Source organism: Neisseria sp. HMSC074B07, assembly GCF_001810355.1.
Classification (GTDB): Bacteria; Pseudomonadota; Gammaproteobacteria; order Burkholderiales; family Neisseriaceae; genus Neisseria.
In genome coordinates, this window is sequence record NZ_KV800969.1 from 23,771 (window position 1) to 41,040 (window position 17,270).

At 50.5% G+C, this 17,270-nt stretch carries 16 protein-coding genes; all 16 read left to right on the top strand.

Features of this window, described 5'->3' with window-relative positions; all coding sequences use genetic code 11:
* Nucleotides 1–116 precede the first annotated feature (116 nt).
* The 16 genes from HMPREF2726_RS09685 (at nt 117) to HMPREF2726_RS09760 (ending at nt 17,163) form a co-directional block, all read left to right on the top strand.
* Entirely contained in the window at nt 117–2,852 is a 2,736-nt protein-coding gene (locus HMPREF2726_RS09685; protein WP_070603184.1) for a right-handed parallel beta-helix repeat-containing protein, read from the top strand.
* Nucleotides 2,853–3,008: 156 nt separating this feature from the next.
* Nucleotides 3,009–4,316, top strand: coding sequence for an RNA polymerase subunit sigma (locus HMPREF2726_RS09690; RefSeq protein WP_070603186.1), 1,308 nt, complete (start codon nt 3,009–3,011; stop codon nt 4,314–4,316).
* A 126-nt stretch (nt 4,317–4,442) separates the two neighbouring features.
* A complete protein-coding gene (locus HMPREF2726_RS09695) occupies nt 4,443–5,117 on the top strand; it encodes a site-2 protease family protein (protein WP_003761873.1) in 675 nt (224 codons plus the stop codon).
* Between the two features lie 133 nt (nt 5,118–5,250).
* Nucleotides 5,251–6,255: a tRNA dihydrouridine synthase DusB gene (gene dusB, locus HMPREF2726_RS09700; protein ID WP_070603187.1), complete on the top strand. Its 1,005-nt coding sequence runs from the start codon at nt 5,251–5,253 to the stop codon at nt 6,253–6,255.
* Nucleotides 6,256–6,293: 38 nt separating this feature from the next.
* The gene (locus HMPREF2726_RS09705; RefSeq protein ID WP_070603189.1) at nt 6,294–6,665 is read left to right on the top strand and encodes a toxin; all 372 of its coding nucleotides are present in this window, start codon (nt 6,294–6,296) and stop codon (nt 6,663–6,665) included.
* 109 nt (nt 6,666–6,774) lie between these two features.
* On the top strand, nt 6,775–7,398 hold the full coding sequence (locus tag HMPREF2726_RS09710; protein WP_070603191.1) for a LysE family translocator: 624 nt from the start codon (nt 6,775–6,777) through the stop codon (nt 7,396–7,398).
* 179 nt (nt 7,399–7,577) lie between these two features.
* Nucleotides 7,578–7,817, top strand: coding sequence for a Fis family transcriptional regulator (locus tag HMPREF2726_RS09715; RefSeq protein WP_003761869.1), 240 nt, complete (start codon nt 7,578–7,580; stop codon nt 7,815–7,817).
* A gap of 31 nt (nt 7,818–7,848) precedes the next feature.
* Nucleotides 7,849–8,622: a glutamine amidotransferase-related protein gene (locus HMPREF2726_RS09720; RefSeq protein ID WP_070603193.1), complete on the top strand. Its 774-nt coding sequence runs from the start codon at nt 7,849–7,851 to the stop codon at nt 8,620–8,622.
* A 46-nt stretch (nt 8,623–8,668) separates the two neighbouring features.
* On the top strand, nt 8,669–9,532 hold the full coding sequence (locus HMPREF2726_RS09725; protein WP_070603194.1) for a DMT family transporter: 864 nt from the start codon (nt 8,669–8,671) through the stop codon (nt 9,530–9,532).
* Between the two features lie 100 nt (nt 9,533–9,632).
* Nucleotides 9,633–10,451, top strand: coding sequence for a hypothetical protein (locus HMPREF2726_RS09730; protein WP_070603196.1), 819 nt, complete (start codon nt 9,633–9,635; stop codon nt 10,449–10,451).
* A gap of 54 nt (nt 10,452–10,505) precedes the next feature.
* Nucleotides 10,506–11,732, top strand: coding sequence for a chloride channel protein (locus HMPREF2726_RS09735; protein WP_070603198.1), 1,227 nt, complete (start codon nt 10,506–10,508; stop codon nt 11,730–11,732).
* Nucleotides 11,733–12,107: 375 nt separating this feature from the next.
* Nucleotides 12,108–12,587: a lipocalin-like domain-containing protein gene (locus HMPREF2726_RS09740; protein WP_070603200.1), complete on the top strand. Its 480-nt coding sequence runs from the start codon at nt 12,108–12,110 to the stop codon at nt 12,585–12,587.
* Between the two features lie 112 nt (nt 12,588–12,699).
* Nucleotides 12,700–14,280, top strand: a complete 1,581-nt coding sequence (gene purH, locus HMPREF2726_RS09745) for a bifunctional phosphoribosylaminoimidazolecarboxamide formyltransferase/IMP cyclohydrolase (RefSeq protein ID WP_009311131.1) — start codon at nt 12,700–12,702, stop codon at nt 14,278–14,280.
* A gap of 266 nt (nt 14,281–14,546) precedes the next feature.
* On the top strand, nt 14,547–15,260 hold the full coding sequence (locus tag HMPREF2726_RS09750; RefSeq protein WP_070603201.1) for a helix-turn-helix transcriptional regulator: 714 nt from the start codon (nt 14,547–14,549) through the stop codon (nt 15,258–15,260).
* Between the two features lie 118 nt (nt 15,261–15,378).
* Entirely contained in the window at nt 15,379–15,972 is a 594-nt protein-coding gene (locus HMPREF2726_RS09755; RefSeq protein ID WP_009311133.1) for a glutathione S-transferase family protein, read from the top strand.
* Between the two features lie 537 nt (nt 15,973–16,509).
* Nucleotides 16,510–17,163, top strand: a complete 654-nt coding sequence (locus HMPREF2726_RS09760; protein WP_070603203.1) for a cysteine hydrolase family protein — start codon at nt 16,510–16,512, stop codon at nt 17,161–17,163.
* Nucleotides 17,164–17,270 lie beyond the last annotated feature (107 nt).

Consider the following 17,270-nt stretch of genomic DNA (forward strand, 5'->3'; position numbering starts at 1 on the left):
GAAATGATTTCAAATCATTCAAACGACATATAAAAATTGCTGAAAAAGGGTAGGAAAGCATTGCTTTCGTTGCTTCAGACGCAAGTCTGCGGCTTTTAAACTAGGGAAAATATATTATGTCAACTAAAACCACGTACTCTTTCTTCAATCTCGGACAAACAAGAGTTCACACTAAAAGTCAAACTTCTCAATCTAATCATGCAGTTGCCGCAAGCCAAGATCATGCCGGCCATGCTCCTTCTGCATTGAACAAATTGATTTACGACCATTCTTTTGGCGGTCTGAATCTGGCAGCAGCCCTCCCTAAACAATTGAGGGGACAGGATAAAATTTTTGGTCTGCAACATACGCCCTCTGCCGATACTGCCGCAGTCAATACTTCAAAAAATACCAAACCGGCGCCGGTTGCCGATCGCAGTAAATTAACCAGCAAAGAAATGGCCATCATGTCTCAGGTTCTCCGTGCTGATGTTGTTGCACGCAAACAGGCAGAAGCTCAAGCAGCCAAAGAGCAGGTCATGGCAAAATACCAAGCTGCTAGACAGGCCGCTGTTGCCGCCGCCGCTGCAAGACATGCAGAAGCTATGGAAAAGGCAAAAGCCGCTGCTGCAGTACGTCAAGCCGAAGCCTTGGAAAAAGCCAAAGCAACATCGGCAGCAAGACAGGCTGAAGCGTTAGAAAAATCAAAAGCCGCACATGCAGCCAAACAAGCGGAAATTGCCGCTAAAACCAAAGCAATCCTGGCTGAAAAACAGGCTGCCGAGAAAGCGCAACATACTGAAAATGATGTTGCACACCATCATCAAACCAACGGTAAAGCGGCGCATTCAGCACCAGCGGTAACGGTTGCCCACAAACATGAAGACAATCAGGCTGGTGACAACAAAGAAACGGTTCGACACAATACTTCAAAATCCAATGAAGCCCATACTGCCAGGCAGGCTGAACATCAAGCCAATCATCAAGATGAAGTAAAAGAAGGGGAGGTTTCCAACTACACCGTTCATCAATCGAAAGAATTTGGCAGATACATCGACGTCAATGATTTTGGCGCAGATCCGACCGGGAAAAAAGACAGCTTGGCAGCCATCAAAGCGGCATTGACTGCGGCACACAAAGAAAAAGCCATGCTGTTCATGGACGGTACTTACTATATTTCCGATCAAATTGTCATCAATGGCAATAATTCAGGGGTCAAAGGTATTTTTGGTTCGGGCATGGGCAAAACGCTGATCACCTTTGATAAAGCGCAGGTCGGTGTGTTCAACCCCAATACCAATCACGATGATATTCGCGCATTTGCCGGTATTTTGGTGGATGGACAAAGCCATAAAACGATTGCGAATCTTTCTGTTAAATATACCAATCCGGACTTTTACCGGAAGGGCTTGAGCTACTTCGGAAAAGTTAGCGGTATTTTGGTCAACGATGCCGACCATACTTTAATCAGCAAAGTCGAGGTATCTGGAGTCAACCGTGCCGGTGTGATGTTTACATCGACTGATGCATTGGTTCGGGAAGCAGGTAAGAGCCAAACTTACAAAGCACGCGTTCAAAGCGGTGAGATCAACGAACAATATGACCATCTGCCTTTGGGTGAGAACAACCGTATTGTCGACTCCTATCTGCACCACAACCGTGTTGCCGGCGCGATGGTCGGATATCAAAAGAACTTTGTCGGCGAAGGCAATAGATTGGAGTGGAACGGTCACGAGGCTGATGGCGGTACGGGTTATGGCATGACTGCCATGGCAGGCAGCTACAACTACGGCATTACTTTCCGCAACAATACGACCGACCATAACTACCGTAAAGGTTTGGATGTGCATGATGGTACCGGTATCGTTATCGAAAACAACGTCTTAAACGGCGACCGTCTATATGGTATCGCTGCCTACAACCGCCAATTTTCCATGGATAACGTGAAAATTAAAGACAACGTTATTACGCAAGACCCGAATTTCCGTCTTTATATGGATGATGATTTAGGTAGGTATTACCACATGTATTCCGGCATCCAAGTGCAAACCAATACCCAATTGCGCGATTTGCATACGGCGGATAAAGGTTATTACGACATCAGCGGCAATACCATTAAAAATTTGGCAGTGTACCAAAACCACATCCAAACTTATGGCATCGAATTCCGTAACCATGAAAACAAAATGGATTACACGCTGAATATTACCGACAACAAAATCGACGGTGAGTCCACCAAATACCTGATGGCAGTGATTAACAACACATATGATCATGTCAGCAAACACGACGGTATCGGTACGGGCACCATCAATATCAGCGACAATACTGCCAATATCGGAAAAATTGCACCGGGAGCCGTGCCGTTCTATTTTGAAGAACACCGCTCGGATGTCCCCCTGCATGGTTCGATAACGTTAAACAACAACAATATTACCGTTCGCGAAGAGTCGGCCGGTTATCGTGAATTCGCCTATATGCGTACCAATGCCAAAGAGTACAACGTGACCAACAATACGTTGTCCCTCCACGGCAAACTGAACGATGCCATTGTGGATGTCAACAGTACCGGTGACGGCGTAGGAAAAGCCACGTTGAATGTTGCCAACAATACCCTGCATACCGACATCAAAGGCAAACTGTATGCGACTTGGTTGAAGCATGAGGCAGATGTCGATACCTTTGCCGGCAGCAATACCCATAATGGCGACCAATTGAAAGATGTGAATACAACCGGTAAGGACATCGCGCTTTCTGATGTATTGGGTCATGTGCATAACAAAGTTGAAGCAATCCACGATACTGTTTATGCCAACCACCCGAAATATCCGACCATGATTGATGATCAGACTTACCATAACGGCATTTTGTAATGGTATTTAAAAGGTCGTCTGAAACGGTAAATTGCCGTTTCAGACGACCTTTCAGCGTTTTTAGAAACCGAACAATACAATGATGTTGTCACATTAAATTATTTGTGTTAAAAGTCATTTACATTCCCATTGGATTGTTTTTTTAAGGAACAGTAAATGAAAAAGACGTTTTGTCTAGTATTGGCGGCGGCATTTGGTTTGAGCGCATGCAGCAGCCTTGAAAACAAATCTGCCCATGAAATGATGGCAATTTCCCTTGATCGCGTCTATACGGATGATTACAGCTATAACATTGATAGCGAAGTGAAGTTTCATACTTCTACTGCCGAAGCAGGGGTAGCGCCGGAAAGCGAGAAAAAAGCTCGTTTGGAAGAAACAAAGAAGGATCAAGCCGAACTTGACAAACAAGTCAAAGAATTGAACGAAGACGGAATCGAGCTTTCGGAAGAAGATCAGACCAAGCTGAAAGAAGCCTTGCTGGACACCGACAATGATAAATGGTTCCCTGAAATGATCGATAAATGGCAAGAATATCCGGTTGTCGGACGTTATTTGGAAGGCGTGCGTTTGAAATCGCATATAGCCATTGACCTGCCTGCCAAAAAAGCCGAATGGATTCCCGCTATTTCCATTAACCATCGCAATGAGCAATTGAATATCCAATCTCCCATGCTGATTGATGGTGAAAATCTCAGTCTGACTATTGACCAGCCATTGCTCAGTTCGATGATTATGAGCATCTTTACGAGCGAAGAGATCCGTAAGCGTTTGGCTGAAGAGCAACCAATAAGTATCCAGCTCAAAGATGAAGAGATGGTAAAAGGCATTCCTTTGCGTCATGCAGCAAAGGCGGCATTCAAAGCCTATATTGAAGCCAGCAAAGCTGCTCCTGCTGAAGCATACCGTCTTGAAAATATGGATGAATTCGGTAAGCAAAACAAAGCAAAATACCGCATCCATTACACCCATAAAGACGAATATGACCCGCTCTTTATCAACGCTTTCGCTAAAGAATTCAAAAAAGAATTTGATGCTCTGAAGAAAAAACCGGAGGAAAGCTCTACGGCTGAAGGCTACGAGAAAGTTGAAAAATTCTTTGGCGAGTTTATAGACAGTACAAAAGAGAAAGGCCTCTCAATGCACTCCGGCTTTGAAAAGATGGTCGGTATGCCTCTCTATTATGACTACTATCTGAATGGAAAAGGCAGATTGTTGGCAACGCGTATTTACACGCAGGTCAACAGCAAAAGCAACACTCAGGCGTTGAACATCGTTATGGAAAGTATTTACCACAATTACGGCAAACCCGTATTCAAGTTTAAGCCTGCAAGCGAAAAAGTCATCGACATAAAAGAGTTGACAGTACCTATCATATCTAGATTATTGTTGCCATCGGGTTATGACCCAGAGGCAGAAACTGATTCCGAAGAAAATACTGAAGAACATTCAGCAACTGAAGAATAATCATCTGCCGACAGGCCGCCGAGATTCTCGAGCGGCCTGCTTATTGCAAATTTGACAGTGTTTACCTACGATGCGCCCTTGGTGTATTTCGTCTGAGTTTTTCAGACGACCTTTTTAAGGAAAACTATGTTTGGAAACTTTGATTTCAGTTATGTGCTGCTTGCTATCCCACCGGTGATGCTTTCTTTGGTCATGCGTGAGATTGCACGCGGTTATGTTGCATATCGCTGTGGCGACCCCACCGCATTACAATTCGGACGGTTGACATTAAATCCGATGGCGCATATCGATTTGATAGGAACAATCATCGTACCTGCGTTGAGCCTGGCGTTAACACCGTTTGTTTACGGCTGGGTACGCCCCATACCGATTAATGCCCGCAATTTTAAGAATGTGCGCAGCGCGCGGAGATGGATTGCCGTTGCCGGTCCGGTAACCAATCTGATTCTGGTGTATTTCTGGGCGATGCTCTCGTTTTTAGGTGGCGCTGTCCCTGAGGCGTATGTTGACCCATTAACGATCATGACCCAGTTTGGTATGACAATCAATATAGTTTTGATCGTCATTAACCTGCTTCCGATTTTGCCGCTCGATGGTGGCGTCATTCTTGACTCTTTCCTCAATGCAAAATGGTCTATGAAGTTTCGTCAAATCGAACCTTATGGAACATGGATTGTTTTGGCTTTGCTTCTTACGGGCGCGTTGTCGGGTTTGATTGACTTATTTTCTCTGATGATAGGGAGTTCAGTCTCTATCTTTACCGCATTGATTTTGGCAGGTATAGCCGACTTAGTAAAATAGCAAGGTAAATGGAAAACAAAGGTCGTCTGAACTTTTTCAGACGACCTTTTTTCCTATCCGTCAAAGTAAATCCCATTGGAAACCCTGCTTAAAAATTGTACAATGGCAGCCCTTTCCATACGGCGGTTTGACCATGCGCATCGGCGGCTACATTATCGACAATCCCATTGCACTCGCCCCGATGGCGGGCATTACGGACAAACCGTTCCGCCGACTTTGCCGAGATTTTGGCGCGGGTTGGGCGGTGTGCGAAATGCTGACCAGCAACCCGACGCTTAGAAATACCAAAAAGACCCTGCGCCGCAGCGATTTTGCCGATGAAGGCGGCATCGTTGCCGTCCAGATTGCCGGCAGCGATCCGCAGCAGATGGTGGATGCCGCGCGTTACAACGTCAGCCTCGGGGCGCAGGTTATCGACATCAACATGGGCTGTCCCGCCAAAAAAGTCTGCAACGTTCAAGCCGGCAGCGCGCTGATGCAAAACGAGCCGCTGGTTGCCGCCATTCTCGAAGCCGTCGTCCGCGCGGTGGACGTTCCCGTTACCCTCAAAACCCGTTTGGGCTGGCATGACGATCATAAAAACCTGCCTGCCATCGCCCGCATTGCCGAAGATTGCGGCATTGCCGCCCTTGCCGTCCACGGACGTACGCGCACGCAAATGTATAAAGGCGAAGCGGCTTATGATCTGATTGCCGAAACCAAAGGTCGTCTGAACATCCCCGTCTGGGTCAACGGCGACATCACTTCGCCGCAAAAAGCCGCTGCCGTCCTCAAACAAACCGCCGCAGACGGCATCATGATAGGGCGCGGCGCACAAGGCAAGCCGTGGCTCTTCCGCGATTTGAAACATTATGCCGAACACGGCGTTTTGCCGCCTGCCTTGAGCTTGGCAGAATGCAACGACACCATTTTGAACCACATCCGCGCCATGCACGCGTTTTATGGCGAAGTCGCCGGCGTGCGCATCGCCCGCAAACACATAGGCTGGTACATCGACGAAATGCCCGACGGCGAGCAGACACGCCGGGACATCAACCGCTTGGACAGCGCAGCGGCACAATACGATACCCTTGCCGCCTATCTTGAGGCGCTTTCGGAGAAAACCGACCGCTGGGTGTGTGATTATCGTGAAGGTTAGGGCGTTTCAGACGACCTTTTATCTTGGGAGAAGTAAATATGAAATTAACGCCGCGTTTACAAAGCTTAGGTATTGCTGCGCTGTTGATGACAGGATACGGGTTTTATGCTTATGACTATAATTTGATAGCCTGTAAATTAATGGATCGCAATTGGAATGACGACAAGGGCAGGTGCATGAATCCCGATTGTCGTCAACATGATGCGTGTATGTTGAGTGCGTTTAAGAGTAGAGCGACATGCGAAACCATCCGCCCCGGTGACAGTTTGGACAAGGCTTGGTATGTACTGGGCGAACCTTGGTATGAGAAAAACGGGCGTTTCTTTTGGGATGATAAATATGGAGATCATGTAGCAGAAATCGAACCGGAAGGAGAAAAGGTTGGCAAGATTACCTGCTTGGGGGAGTAGGTTGCGTGGACTGTAATCCGGCATGGTGAAGGCTTGATGGTTAATCTTCATTCTTAAAGGCTGATGTGCCTTTCTACAGCCAACCTCCTTTAATACAAAAGGCTTCAGTATGACTTTTTGGCGTGGCTTTTGGATTATCACCGGCGTACATTTTTTGGCGTGCATGTCGCCCGGCCCTGATTTTGTACTCGTTTCGCAGCAGGCGTTGAGCCGGGGGCGGGCTGCCGGAATGTTGACCGCGCTGGGCATTGCGTTGGGTTTCGGTATCCACATTATTTATTCCGTACTCGGTTTGGTCACGCTGGTGGCTCAGTCCGCCCCGCTTCTGACCGCGGTCAAAATCGTCGGCGGCCTGTATCTGCTGTATATCGGCTATAAAGGTTTGTGCGCGAAAGCTGCGGGCGGGACGGTCGAAATCCGTAAGGACCATATGGCGGACGAACCGACACGGAAAACGATATGGCGCGGGGTGTTGTGCAATGTGCTGAACCCGAAGGCGGTCGTGTATATGCTGTCGCTGTTTACCGTCGTATTGTCGCCGGATACGCCGATGTGGCAGATGGGGGTTTACGGCGTGTGGATGGTGCTGATGCTGTTCGTTTGGTTCAGCCTTGTCGCGCTGATGTTGTCCGCCCCTGCCGTGAGCAAACGTTTTCAGCGTTTCGGTCATTGGATAGACCGATTTTGCGGCGGGGCGTTGGCTTTGCTGGGGATTAAGGTTATCAGCGGGTAGCTTGGGTTGTCGGGCCAACAGAATGATTCTTATCCGGGAATGGCGGCAATATTAGGTCGTCTGAAAACACAATTTCATCGAAATAAAAAACAATCTATTTAATTCAAACTCAACAAACGTCGTCTGAACCCCGTTTCAGACGACCTGTCATCTTTAAAAACAACGAAGGAGGATATGTTATGAAACAACCCATCCCCGATATTGCGCAATGTGTTGAACAGAATTTGCAACAGTATTTCAAAGACTTGAACGGTACGGAGCCTTGCGGTGTGTACGACATGGTGTTGCACCAAGTGGAAAAGCCGATGCTTGCGTGTGTGATGGAACAATGCGGCGGCAATCAGTCCAAAGCGGCGGTGATTTTGGGGTTGAACCGCAATACGCTGCGTAAGAAACTGTTGCAGCACGGTTTGCTGTAAATATCGGTCTTGTTGCAAAGGGAGAAAACTGATGAAGCAGGAACTTCGCCATGACGGCGGTACGCGGGGGAAAACGTTGAACGTCCATTTCATCCTGCACGAGGATTTTGAAGTGCCGGGCGCGTATTGGGATTGGGCGCGGTCGCGCGGGTATCGTACGGCGTTGACTAAGGTTTATGAATCGGAGGCGTTGCCCGAAAACGCGGACGGTATCGATTTCCTGATTGTCATGGGCGGACCGCAGTCGCCCGATGAAGACAGGCAGGCTTTTCCGTATTACGACCCTGAAGCCGAGCTGCGCCTGATACGTCAGGCGGTGGCGGCGGATAAGTACATTGTCGGCGTGTGCTTGGGCGCGCAGCTTTTGTCCGTCGCCTACGGCGCACGGCACGAGCGCAGCCCGCACCGCGAAATCGGCGTGTATTCGGTCGAGTTGACGCAGGAAGGTTTGAACGACCCGCATACCGCCTTGTTGGGCGCGTCTTTCCTTGCGGGGCATTGGCACGGGGATATGCCCGGACTGACGGATGGGGCGGCAGTATTGGCGGCGAGCAAAGGCTGTCCGCGCCAGATTGTCCGCTTCTCACCCAAGCATTATGCGTTTCAGGCGCATTTGGAATTTGACCGCGCCGCCGTCGGTCTCTTGATTGCCGCCGACGGGCGCGAAAACTTGGCTGTGCAAAGCAGGACGCAGGCTTATGTGCAGCATCCTGATGAAATCGAGCGTTTCAATTTTACGCAGATGAACGCGAAACTCTTTGCCTTTTTGGATTCGTTGACCGAATCGGGGCAGGGTGGGGCGTGATGTCCTGCCTTTCATCAGTGCATCCTTTTATCCGACGACTTGAGCCATGATTTACCAAATACTCTCCTTATTGATTTGGGGCAGCTCGTTTATCGCCGCCAAATATACTTACGAGATGCTTGATGCCGCGTTGATGGTCGAGGCGCGGCTGTTGATTGCCGCATTGATGGTGCTGCCTTCCTGTTACCGCCATTTCGGCAAGATTCCGCGCCGCGAGTGGAAGCCTTTGTTGTGTATCGCCTTTATCAACTACGTCGTGGTGTTGCTGCTTCAGTTTATCGGCTTGAAATACACGTCCGCCGCCAGCGCGATTACCATGGTCGGGCTGGAACCCTTGTTAGTAGTGTTTGTCGGTCATTTCGTTTTTAACGATAAAGCCAAGATTTACCACTGGATTTGCGGGGCAGCGGCGTTTGCCGGCATCGGGATGATGGTGCTGGGCGGTGCGGAAGAGGGCGGCGCGGTCGATTGGTTCGGCTGTTTGCTGATTCTGCTTGCGGGATTCGGTTTCGCCGGCGTGATACGGCCGAGCCAGCAGATGATTGCCCGCATCGGTGCGCCCGCATTTACTTCTGCTTCCATGGCGGCGGCGGCGGTGTTGTGCCTGCCGTTTTCACTGGTGTTGGCTGAAAGTTATGAAGTCCGCTGGTCGTGGGGCGGCGTGCTGTCGGTTTTGTATTTGGGGGTGGGATGCAGTTGGCTTGCCTATCTCTTATGGAACAAGGGCATGAACAAAGTTCCTGCCAATGTCTCCGGCCTCTTGATTTCGCTCGAACCTGTCGTCGGCGTCATCATGGCGGTATGGATTCTGGGCGAACATTTGTCCGCCGTGTCCGCTTTGGGCGTGTTCATCGTCATCGCCGCGACGTTTGTCGCAGGATGGCTGTCGAACAGAGGAAAGAATGCGTAAGGGGTCGTCTGAAAACGTGTGAATCGGGTTTTCAGACGACCTGAGAAGGTACGCGAGTATCTTGTTTTAATGTGGTTTTAAAAATATCAGGAGATTTTCGATGAAATATATGATTGCCCTGCTGCTTGCCGCCTGCCCCGTTTTGGCATCGGCTGCGCCCAATAACGACAAAGCTGCCGTCCAAGCAGTGATTGCCCGGTATTACAACCATCCGCTTGCCGCTGAAAACTGCCAGCTTGCCAAGTTGCCGAAAGACAGTAATGAGATGTCCGACGTAATGTATTGTATGAAACCTGTTGCCGACCATGCCGTTACCCGCAACGGTACGCCTACGCGCTATGTGTTGTACACGGGTTTTGCCTACGATATGAAGCTCAAAGTCAAACGGGACGCGCATGCTTCTTCGGGTCTGGCGGAATTGTTTGTTTTGGAAAAAACAGACGGAAAGTGGGCAATCAAACAACATGGAAGCGATGAAATCGGCGCATGGGGGGATGTGCCGGAGAATAAGGATTGGCGGTTTGTCCAGATGGGTGAGCAAAACTGGGGCTACACTGTCGAATCAGGCTATACAGGTCAGGGCGAAACGATGACCGGAGAAAATTTCCTGTTTACCGATAACAGCAACCGTGTCCGTAAAAGCTTCATTATCAACGGTAGAGATAATGGCGCACATTATGGCAATTGTGATGAATACAAAGGGCGGGAAAAACGTAATTGTGAAAACAGCTATGCCAGCATCGATGCGAAAATTGCTTTTGACAAAAACCGTCCTTCAGTCTCAGGCGTTTGGGCATTAAGCGCAACGGTGCAGGGGGTGGATGGTAAAAAACGTTATAAAAATCAGAAATATGCGATTCCTTACAACGGCAAGACACACGTTGCGCCGAAAAGCTATCCGCTCAATATTAAACATTGAGGCCGTTTGATTTTTTAACGAACCGCCGAACCCTGTCTCAAAAACAAAATCCCCATGAAACATACGCACAAACTTTGGATAGCCCTCATCCTCACCGGCATCGTCGGCGGCATGGTCGGCATTGCTTTGACGGAGCTTATGCACTTTATCCAGCACACGGCTTACGGTTACGGCACGGGCGGCGGGCATGTTTCCTTTCGGGAAGGCGTGGTTCAAACGTCGTCTGAACGCCGCATCCTCGTATTGATTTTGTGCGGCGTCGCGGTAGGGTTCGGCTGGTGGTCGCTCAAACGTTTCGGCAGGCCGCAAATCGAAATCAAGGCAGCCTTGAAGCAGCCCTTGCAGGGGCTGCCGTTTTTGACCACCGTTTCCCATGCGCTGCTGCAAATCATCACCGTCGGACTCGGTTCCCCGCTCGGACGCGAAGTCGCCCCGCGTGAAATGACCGCCGCGTTTGCATCCGTCGGCGGCAGGCGTTTGGGTTTGGACGAAGACGAAATGCGCCTGCTGCTCGCCTGCGCGTCGGGTGCAGGTTTGGCGGCGGTCTATAACGTCCCGCTCGCCTCCACGCTCTTCATCCTCGAAGCCATGTTGGGCATTTGGACGCAGCAGGCAGTGGCCGCCGCATTGCTGACTTCCGTCACCGCCACCGCCGTCGCCCGCATCGGCTTGGGCGACGTGCAGCAATACCATCCCGCCCATCTCGATGTGAACATCCCGCTGCTGTGGTTTGCCGCCGCCATCGGTCCCGTTTTGGGCGCAACGGCGGTATGGTTTCAGCGCAGTGCCAAAAAATTTCCCTTCTTAAAGCGCAACGACCCGAAAATCATTCCTTTGGCGATTGCCTTATTCGCCCTTATCGGCATCGTTTCCGTTTGGTTTCCCGAAATACTGGGCAACGGCAAGGCGGGCAACCAGCTTACGTTTGGCGGCATGACCGACTGGCGGTACAGCTTGGAAATGACCGCCGTCAAATGGTTCGTCGTCCTGCTCGCACTCGCCGCAGGCGCATACGGCGGGCTGATTACCCCGTCCATGATGCTCGGCAGCACCATCGCCTTCGCCGCCGCAGCCGCGTGGAACACCTTCTTCCCCGCCATGTCGTCTGAAAGTGCCGCCGTTATCGGCGCGGCGGCTTTTCTCGGCGTTTCCCTCAAAATGCCCCTGACCGCCATAGTCTTCATCCTCGAACTCACCTACGCCCCCGCCGCCCTGCTGATGCCTTTGTGCATCACGATGGCGGGCGCAGTGGCAACGGCAAGGAAAATGGGGTTTGAATAAGCAGGGTGGGGAAAAGGGTCGTCTGAAAACCGTCGGCGCGGGTTTTGTCCGAGCTGTCAGCCGCAGGACGGGCATATCTGAATCGTTAGCCTTATGCAGGCAATAATGACGGAAGGGAATGGCAGAAAGGTCGTCTGAAAATCAATTCAGACGACCTTTTTTCTAGAAAAATTGTCAACAATATTTCCAGAAAACTGCTGCCAAAAACCCGAAACTAGGGGATAATACCGCCCTGAAAATTCATCCCATAATGTTTTGCCAAGATTGAAGACGTATTCTGTCAAACTGACCGCCAGTGTCTTCAAACTTGCATAAGGCAGTTGGAAAACTAAGAAAGTAGCTTATTCACTCCCGATTTTATAGAAAGAAACTGTTATGCAAAAAAAACACCTGATTTTTCTTCTTGCTGCCTTTGCTGCTGCGCCTGTGTTGGCAAAACCTGTTGTTGTTCAAGAAGTGCAACTGCTCGGTAAATGGCAGTGCGTTGATTATAATGGAACCCTGAGGACGTTTACTTTTGACAGTGAGCAAAAAGTAAGTGCGATTGTGGATGCGAATTTTCCTTCACCTGATGATGAAACCCTAGCTTATCGGGTGTTTGCAGACGGTACTTGGACGGTGAACGGAGGAAAAATTGGTTTGAACATTAAAACCACCGATGTTCAAAGACAACATAGCACAGCTAAAATTCGCACCATTCCGTGGCGTGAAGTGGATAAGGAAATGTTTGCCCAGATGAGAAACGGCATTGGTAAATCAGATAAATTGCAAATGCAGGTTAAAAAAATCGGGAATGACAGCCTAAGCGTCCGTATGCAGGGTGATAGACAAGATATTGCTTGCCGCAAGGTATAAATTTATTGAATTGCCCAAGAGAACGCCATCGGAGCTAAACATCTCATCAAATTTTGTTTCATTTTTGCGCTAGCAGCGTGTATCGATTAAACCTTCAAAAAAAGGAATCCCCATGCCTTCCATCAAACGCGCCCTGATCAGCCTGTCCGACAAGACAGGCGCAGTCGAATTTGCCCAAACCCTGCACAAACTCGGTGTCGAAATCCTCTCTACCGGCGGCACGGCGAAGCTGCTTGCCGATGCGGGCGTTCCTGTGATTGAAGTCGCCGACTACACCGGTTTCCCCGAAATGCTCGACGGCCGCGTGAAAACGCTGCATCCGAAAATCCACGGCGGTATTTTGGGGCGGCGCGATTTGGGCGAACACGTCGCCAAGATGGAAGAGCACGGCATCGGCAACATCGACCTCGTGTGCGTCAACCTTTACCCCTTCGCCGCCACCATCGCCAAGCCAAACTGTACGCTGGAAGATGCGATTGAAAACATCGACATCGGCGGCCCGACCATGGTGCGCTCCGCCGCGAAAAACTGGAAACACGTTGCCATCGTTACCGACACCGCCGACTTCCCCGCCATTGCCGCCGAAATGGAAGCCAACGGCGGCGCGTTGAGCGACAAAACCCGCTTCAACCTGTCGCGCAAAGCGTTCAGCCACACCGCCCAATACGACGGCATGATTTCTAACTACTTAACCTCGCTTTCAGACGACGTCTTGAGCGGCACGCCCCAAATCGGCGAATTTCCCAGCCAGTTCAACCAAAGCTGGATTAAAGTGCAAGACATGCGCTATGGCGAAAACCCACACCAACGCGCCGCGTTCTATCGCGATATTTATCCCGCCGCAGGCAGCCTCGCCGCCTACAAACAACTGCAAGGTAAGGAATTGTCGTACAACAACATCGCCGATGCCGATGCTGCCTGGGAAGCCGTCAAATCCTTCGATGCGCCCGCCTGCGTGATTGTGAAACACGCCAATCCGTGCGGCGTCGCCGTTGCAGCCGATACATTGACCGCCTACAAACTCGCCTACGCCACTGACACCACCAGCGCGTTCGGCGGCATCATCGCCTTCAACCGCGAAGTGGACGGCGAAACCGTGAAACAGATTACCGACAACCAATTTATGGAAGTCTTGATGGCGCCGAAATTTACCGCCGAAGCCCTCGAAATCGCCGCCGCCAAGAAAAACGTGCGCGTATTGGAAGTGCCTCTAGAAGCAGGTGCGAACCGCTTCGAACTCAAACGCGTCGGCGGCGGGCTGCTGGTACAAACGCCCGACATCCACCGCATCAGCCGCGCCGATTTGAAAGTTGTCTCCAAACGCCAACCGACCGAGCAGGAATGGAACGATTTGCTGTTCGTCTGGAACGTCGCCAAATATGTCAAATCCAACGCCATCGTGTTCGGCAAAGGCGGTCAAACCTACGGCATCGGCGCAGGCCAAATGAGCCGCGTGGACAGCACCCGCATCGCCGCCCGCAAAGCGCAGGACGCAGGCCTAGACTTAAACGGCGCGTGTGCTGCTTCGGACGCATTCTTCCCCTTCCGCGACGGCGTGGACGTGATTGCCGAACAAGGCATCAAAGCCATCATCCACCCCGCAGGTTCGATGCGCGATCAGGAAGTCTTCGATGCGGCGGATGAACACGGCATTGCCATGGTGGTAACGGGCGTTCGCCATTTTAGGCATTGATTCAAGTTTGATTGAAGCAAAGGTCGTCTGAAAACTATTTTCAGACGACCTTTCGTGCAATTGCCATGACTCCTTAACCGCTTGGTAGTAAACGAAATCGAATCGGAACCCTTGCCCATTCAAGCCCGAACCCGCTACTCTTCCGCTTCCCATGACGGCCATGCCTGATGCAGCAATGCGTAGGCAATCAGGCTGCCCGGTTATCCGCATATTTCAGAAATCAAACAAACTGCCCCCTTCCTCACAGGAAATCAAGGAGAGCCACCATGCCCAACCGTACTGATCGCCTGCTCAAACTCTTGCAGCTTTTGCGCACCAGCCGCCATCCGAAAAGCGCGCGGCTGCTGGCGCAGGAGCTGTGCATCAGCGTGCGCTCGGTATACCGCGACATCGACACGCTGCGCCATCAGGGCGCGGTGATAAACGGGGAAGCGGGCGTGGGCTTTGTGTTGCAGCAGGATTGCAACCTGCCGCCGCTGATGTTCAGCGAAAACGAGCTCGAAGCACTGATGCTAGGCATGCGCTGGGCGGCGGCTCATGCTGATGGCGAAATGGCGGAGGCGGCACGCTCGGTGTTGGGTAAAGTGCACGCAGTGCTGCCCGCGCGCTTGGCGGAGCAGGCAGAAGCCCATGCGGTGTATCCGATTAACTGCGCGACGACGTTCGGACACGACGAAGAACACGTTCTGGCGCAGGTGCGGCAGGCTTTGCGGCAGGAGCAGACACTCAGTTTCAGCTACACCGATGTGCAAGGGCAGGCCAGCCGACGCACGGTGTGGCCGGTGGCGTTGGGCTATTGGGACAACGTGCGGCTTCTGGCGGCTTGGTGCACCTTGCGGCAGGCATTCCGCCATTTTCGTTGCCACCGCATCGCGCAAATTCAAACCGGCGCAGCCTATCCCATGCCGCACCGCCTGCTGCTGCAACGCTGGCGGCAGCATGAAGGGCTGGATTTGAGCGCGTTTGATTTGAGCCGCTAGTGCGATGCGGTTTGACCAAGACCATGCTGCTGACAGAAACTGACACAGCCATGAGGTATCCTGACTGGGTTTTAGACAGCCTGCAAACACCTCACCCACAATTGGACAAGGAAACATCATGAGCAAAATCACCCTCTATACTGCAAATCCTTCACGCGGCACCAATGTACGCTGGATGCTGACCGAATGCGGCGCGGATTACGACAACGTAGTGCTGGATTACCCGCAGCTCAAAGAGGCGGACTATCTAGCCATCAACCCGATGGGCAAAGTACCTGCTATCAAACATGCTGGGCAAGTGATTACCGAATTGCCCGCCATTCTCACCTATCTGGCCGAGCTTTTCCCCGAAAAACGGCTGATCCCGGCTGCGGGTACTCCGGAGCGCGGGCAATACTACCGCTGGCTGTCGTTTGGTTCTCAGCTCGAATACGCTATTCTCGACCGCTGGCGTCAGGTGCCGCAGAGCGAGGAATGGCGCCGTTCCCTCGGCTACGGCGATTTCGATACCGCGCTGCATACCCTGCAAACCCTGCTGTCCGACGGCCGCGAATACGCCGTGGGACAATATTTTAGCGCACTCGATATATACTTGACCGCTCTCTTGAGCTGGGGCATGTTCCGCGCCCAAGTGCTGCCGAACGCTGAACCGTTTGCCGGCTATATGCAGCGGCATTTGCAACGGGAAGCGGCGAAGGCGACGTTGAAATAAGGTGCTGCGCAAAAAAAAGGCTACCTGAATCTTCAGGTAGCCTTTTTTTGTAGAAATTCCTAGGGACTGTGTTGCACGTTTTATTTGTTTGGGGCTGTGGCGGTTGGTATGGCAAGGTTTTTGTACCGTTTATTTTTACCATTGGGGAGAAAAATCAGCTTGCGATAGGGATATTGCCAACAATTTTTCGCTTTCTAGAGGCATATTTTTCTTTTAAACAACAGTTTTATTCATGGTGTCCCATATTTTGAAAATACAGGGGAATCATGGAATTAATAAAAAATTAATGAATAAAAATAATCGCTTAAAAATGATAATTGATTAGAGTGTTAACCTTAAATACAACAAAAATTATATTTACTGCGAGTATTGTTACAAATCTTAAAATATTTACTAGCTATACAACGATTATCCTGATATTATACCGTTCATCATAAATACACCGATTATCGTTAAATTAAACCATTTGTCTGGTCAGTGATTGAACGGAGCAATCCTGATTCTGTTTGCAGAATTAAATATAGAGAGCCATATCCTATGACTACCGTTGCAATCGACATCCAACCGCAACTTCGCTTTACCTGTATGGCTGCTAATGCAACCCATTTTTTGTTGCGTCCGGAAAATATGGTTAATGAACTTAACCGCCAGGCAGCGTTGGCAGATAAAAGGGTTTTAATTGAGAATGTGAGCATTGATCCGGAGAGCATTTGTGCGACCGTCGTCAATCGCAACGGTGTCATGTTTGGTCGACCGTCCGGTTTTTTCAGCCAATGCGCCGGAGGTTGTCGCGGAACGCATTTGCTCCAAGGCTTGCCCTCTCCGGCAGATTACGATCATGCGCTCGAATTAAGCGGTAAACATGTTCACGGTGCTTGTTTTCATGAAGCCAATGAGGCAAACAGCACAGGCCTGTTGGAATGGCTGCACGAACAAAAAGCCGATACTGTCATTATTGGCGGATTGGCCATCGAAGAAACTGTCGCCAATACGGCCAAGCAATTGTCTTGGTACAGCGATAATCTTCATATTATTGTCAATCTCGGTGCCTGCCACGGCTATGCGCCTGAAAGCACCATCGAGACTATCTACCAAATGCGGAAAATGGGCATCACTGTTGCTTCAAATGCCGAAGCCATTCCAGAGCTGATGCGTCGTTTCTCCGGCATAAACCAGGTTAAAGTGTCGTAATCTCTTGCTATTACTCCCAGCTGCAAGAGTTTCTTAGGGTCGCCGTTTGGCGGCCCGTTTTTTTATCTGCTTTTTTTATAGTGGATTAACTTTAAACCATTACGGCG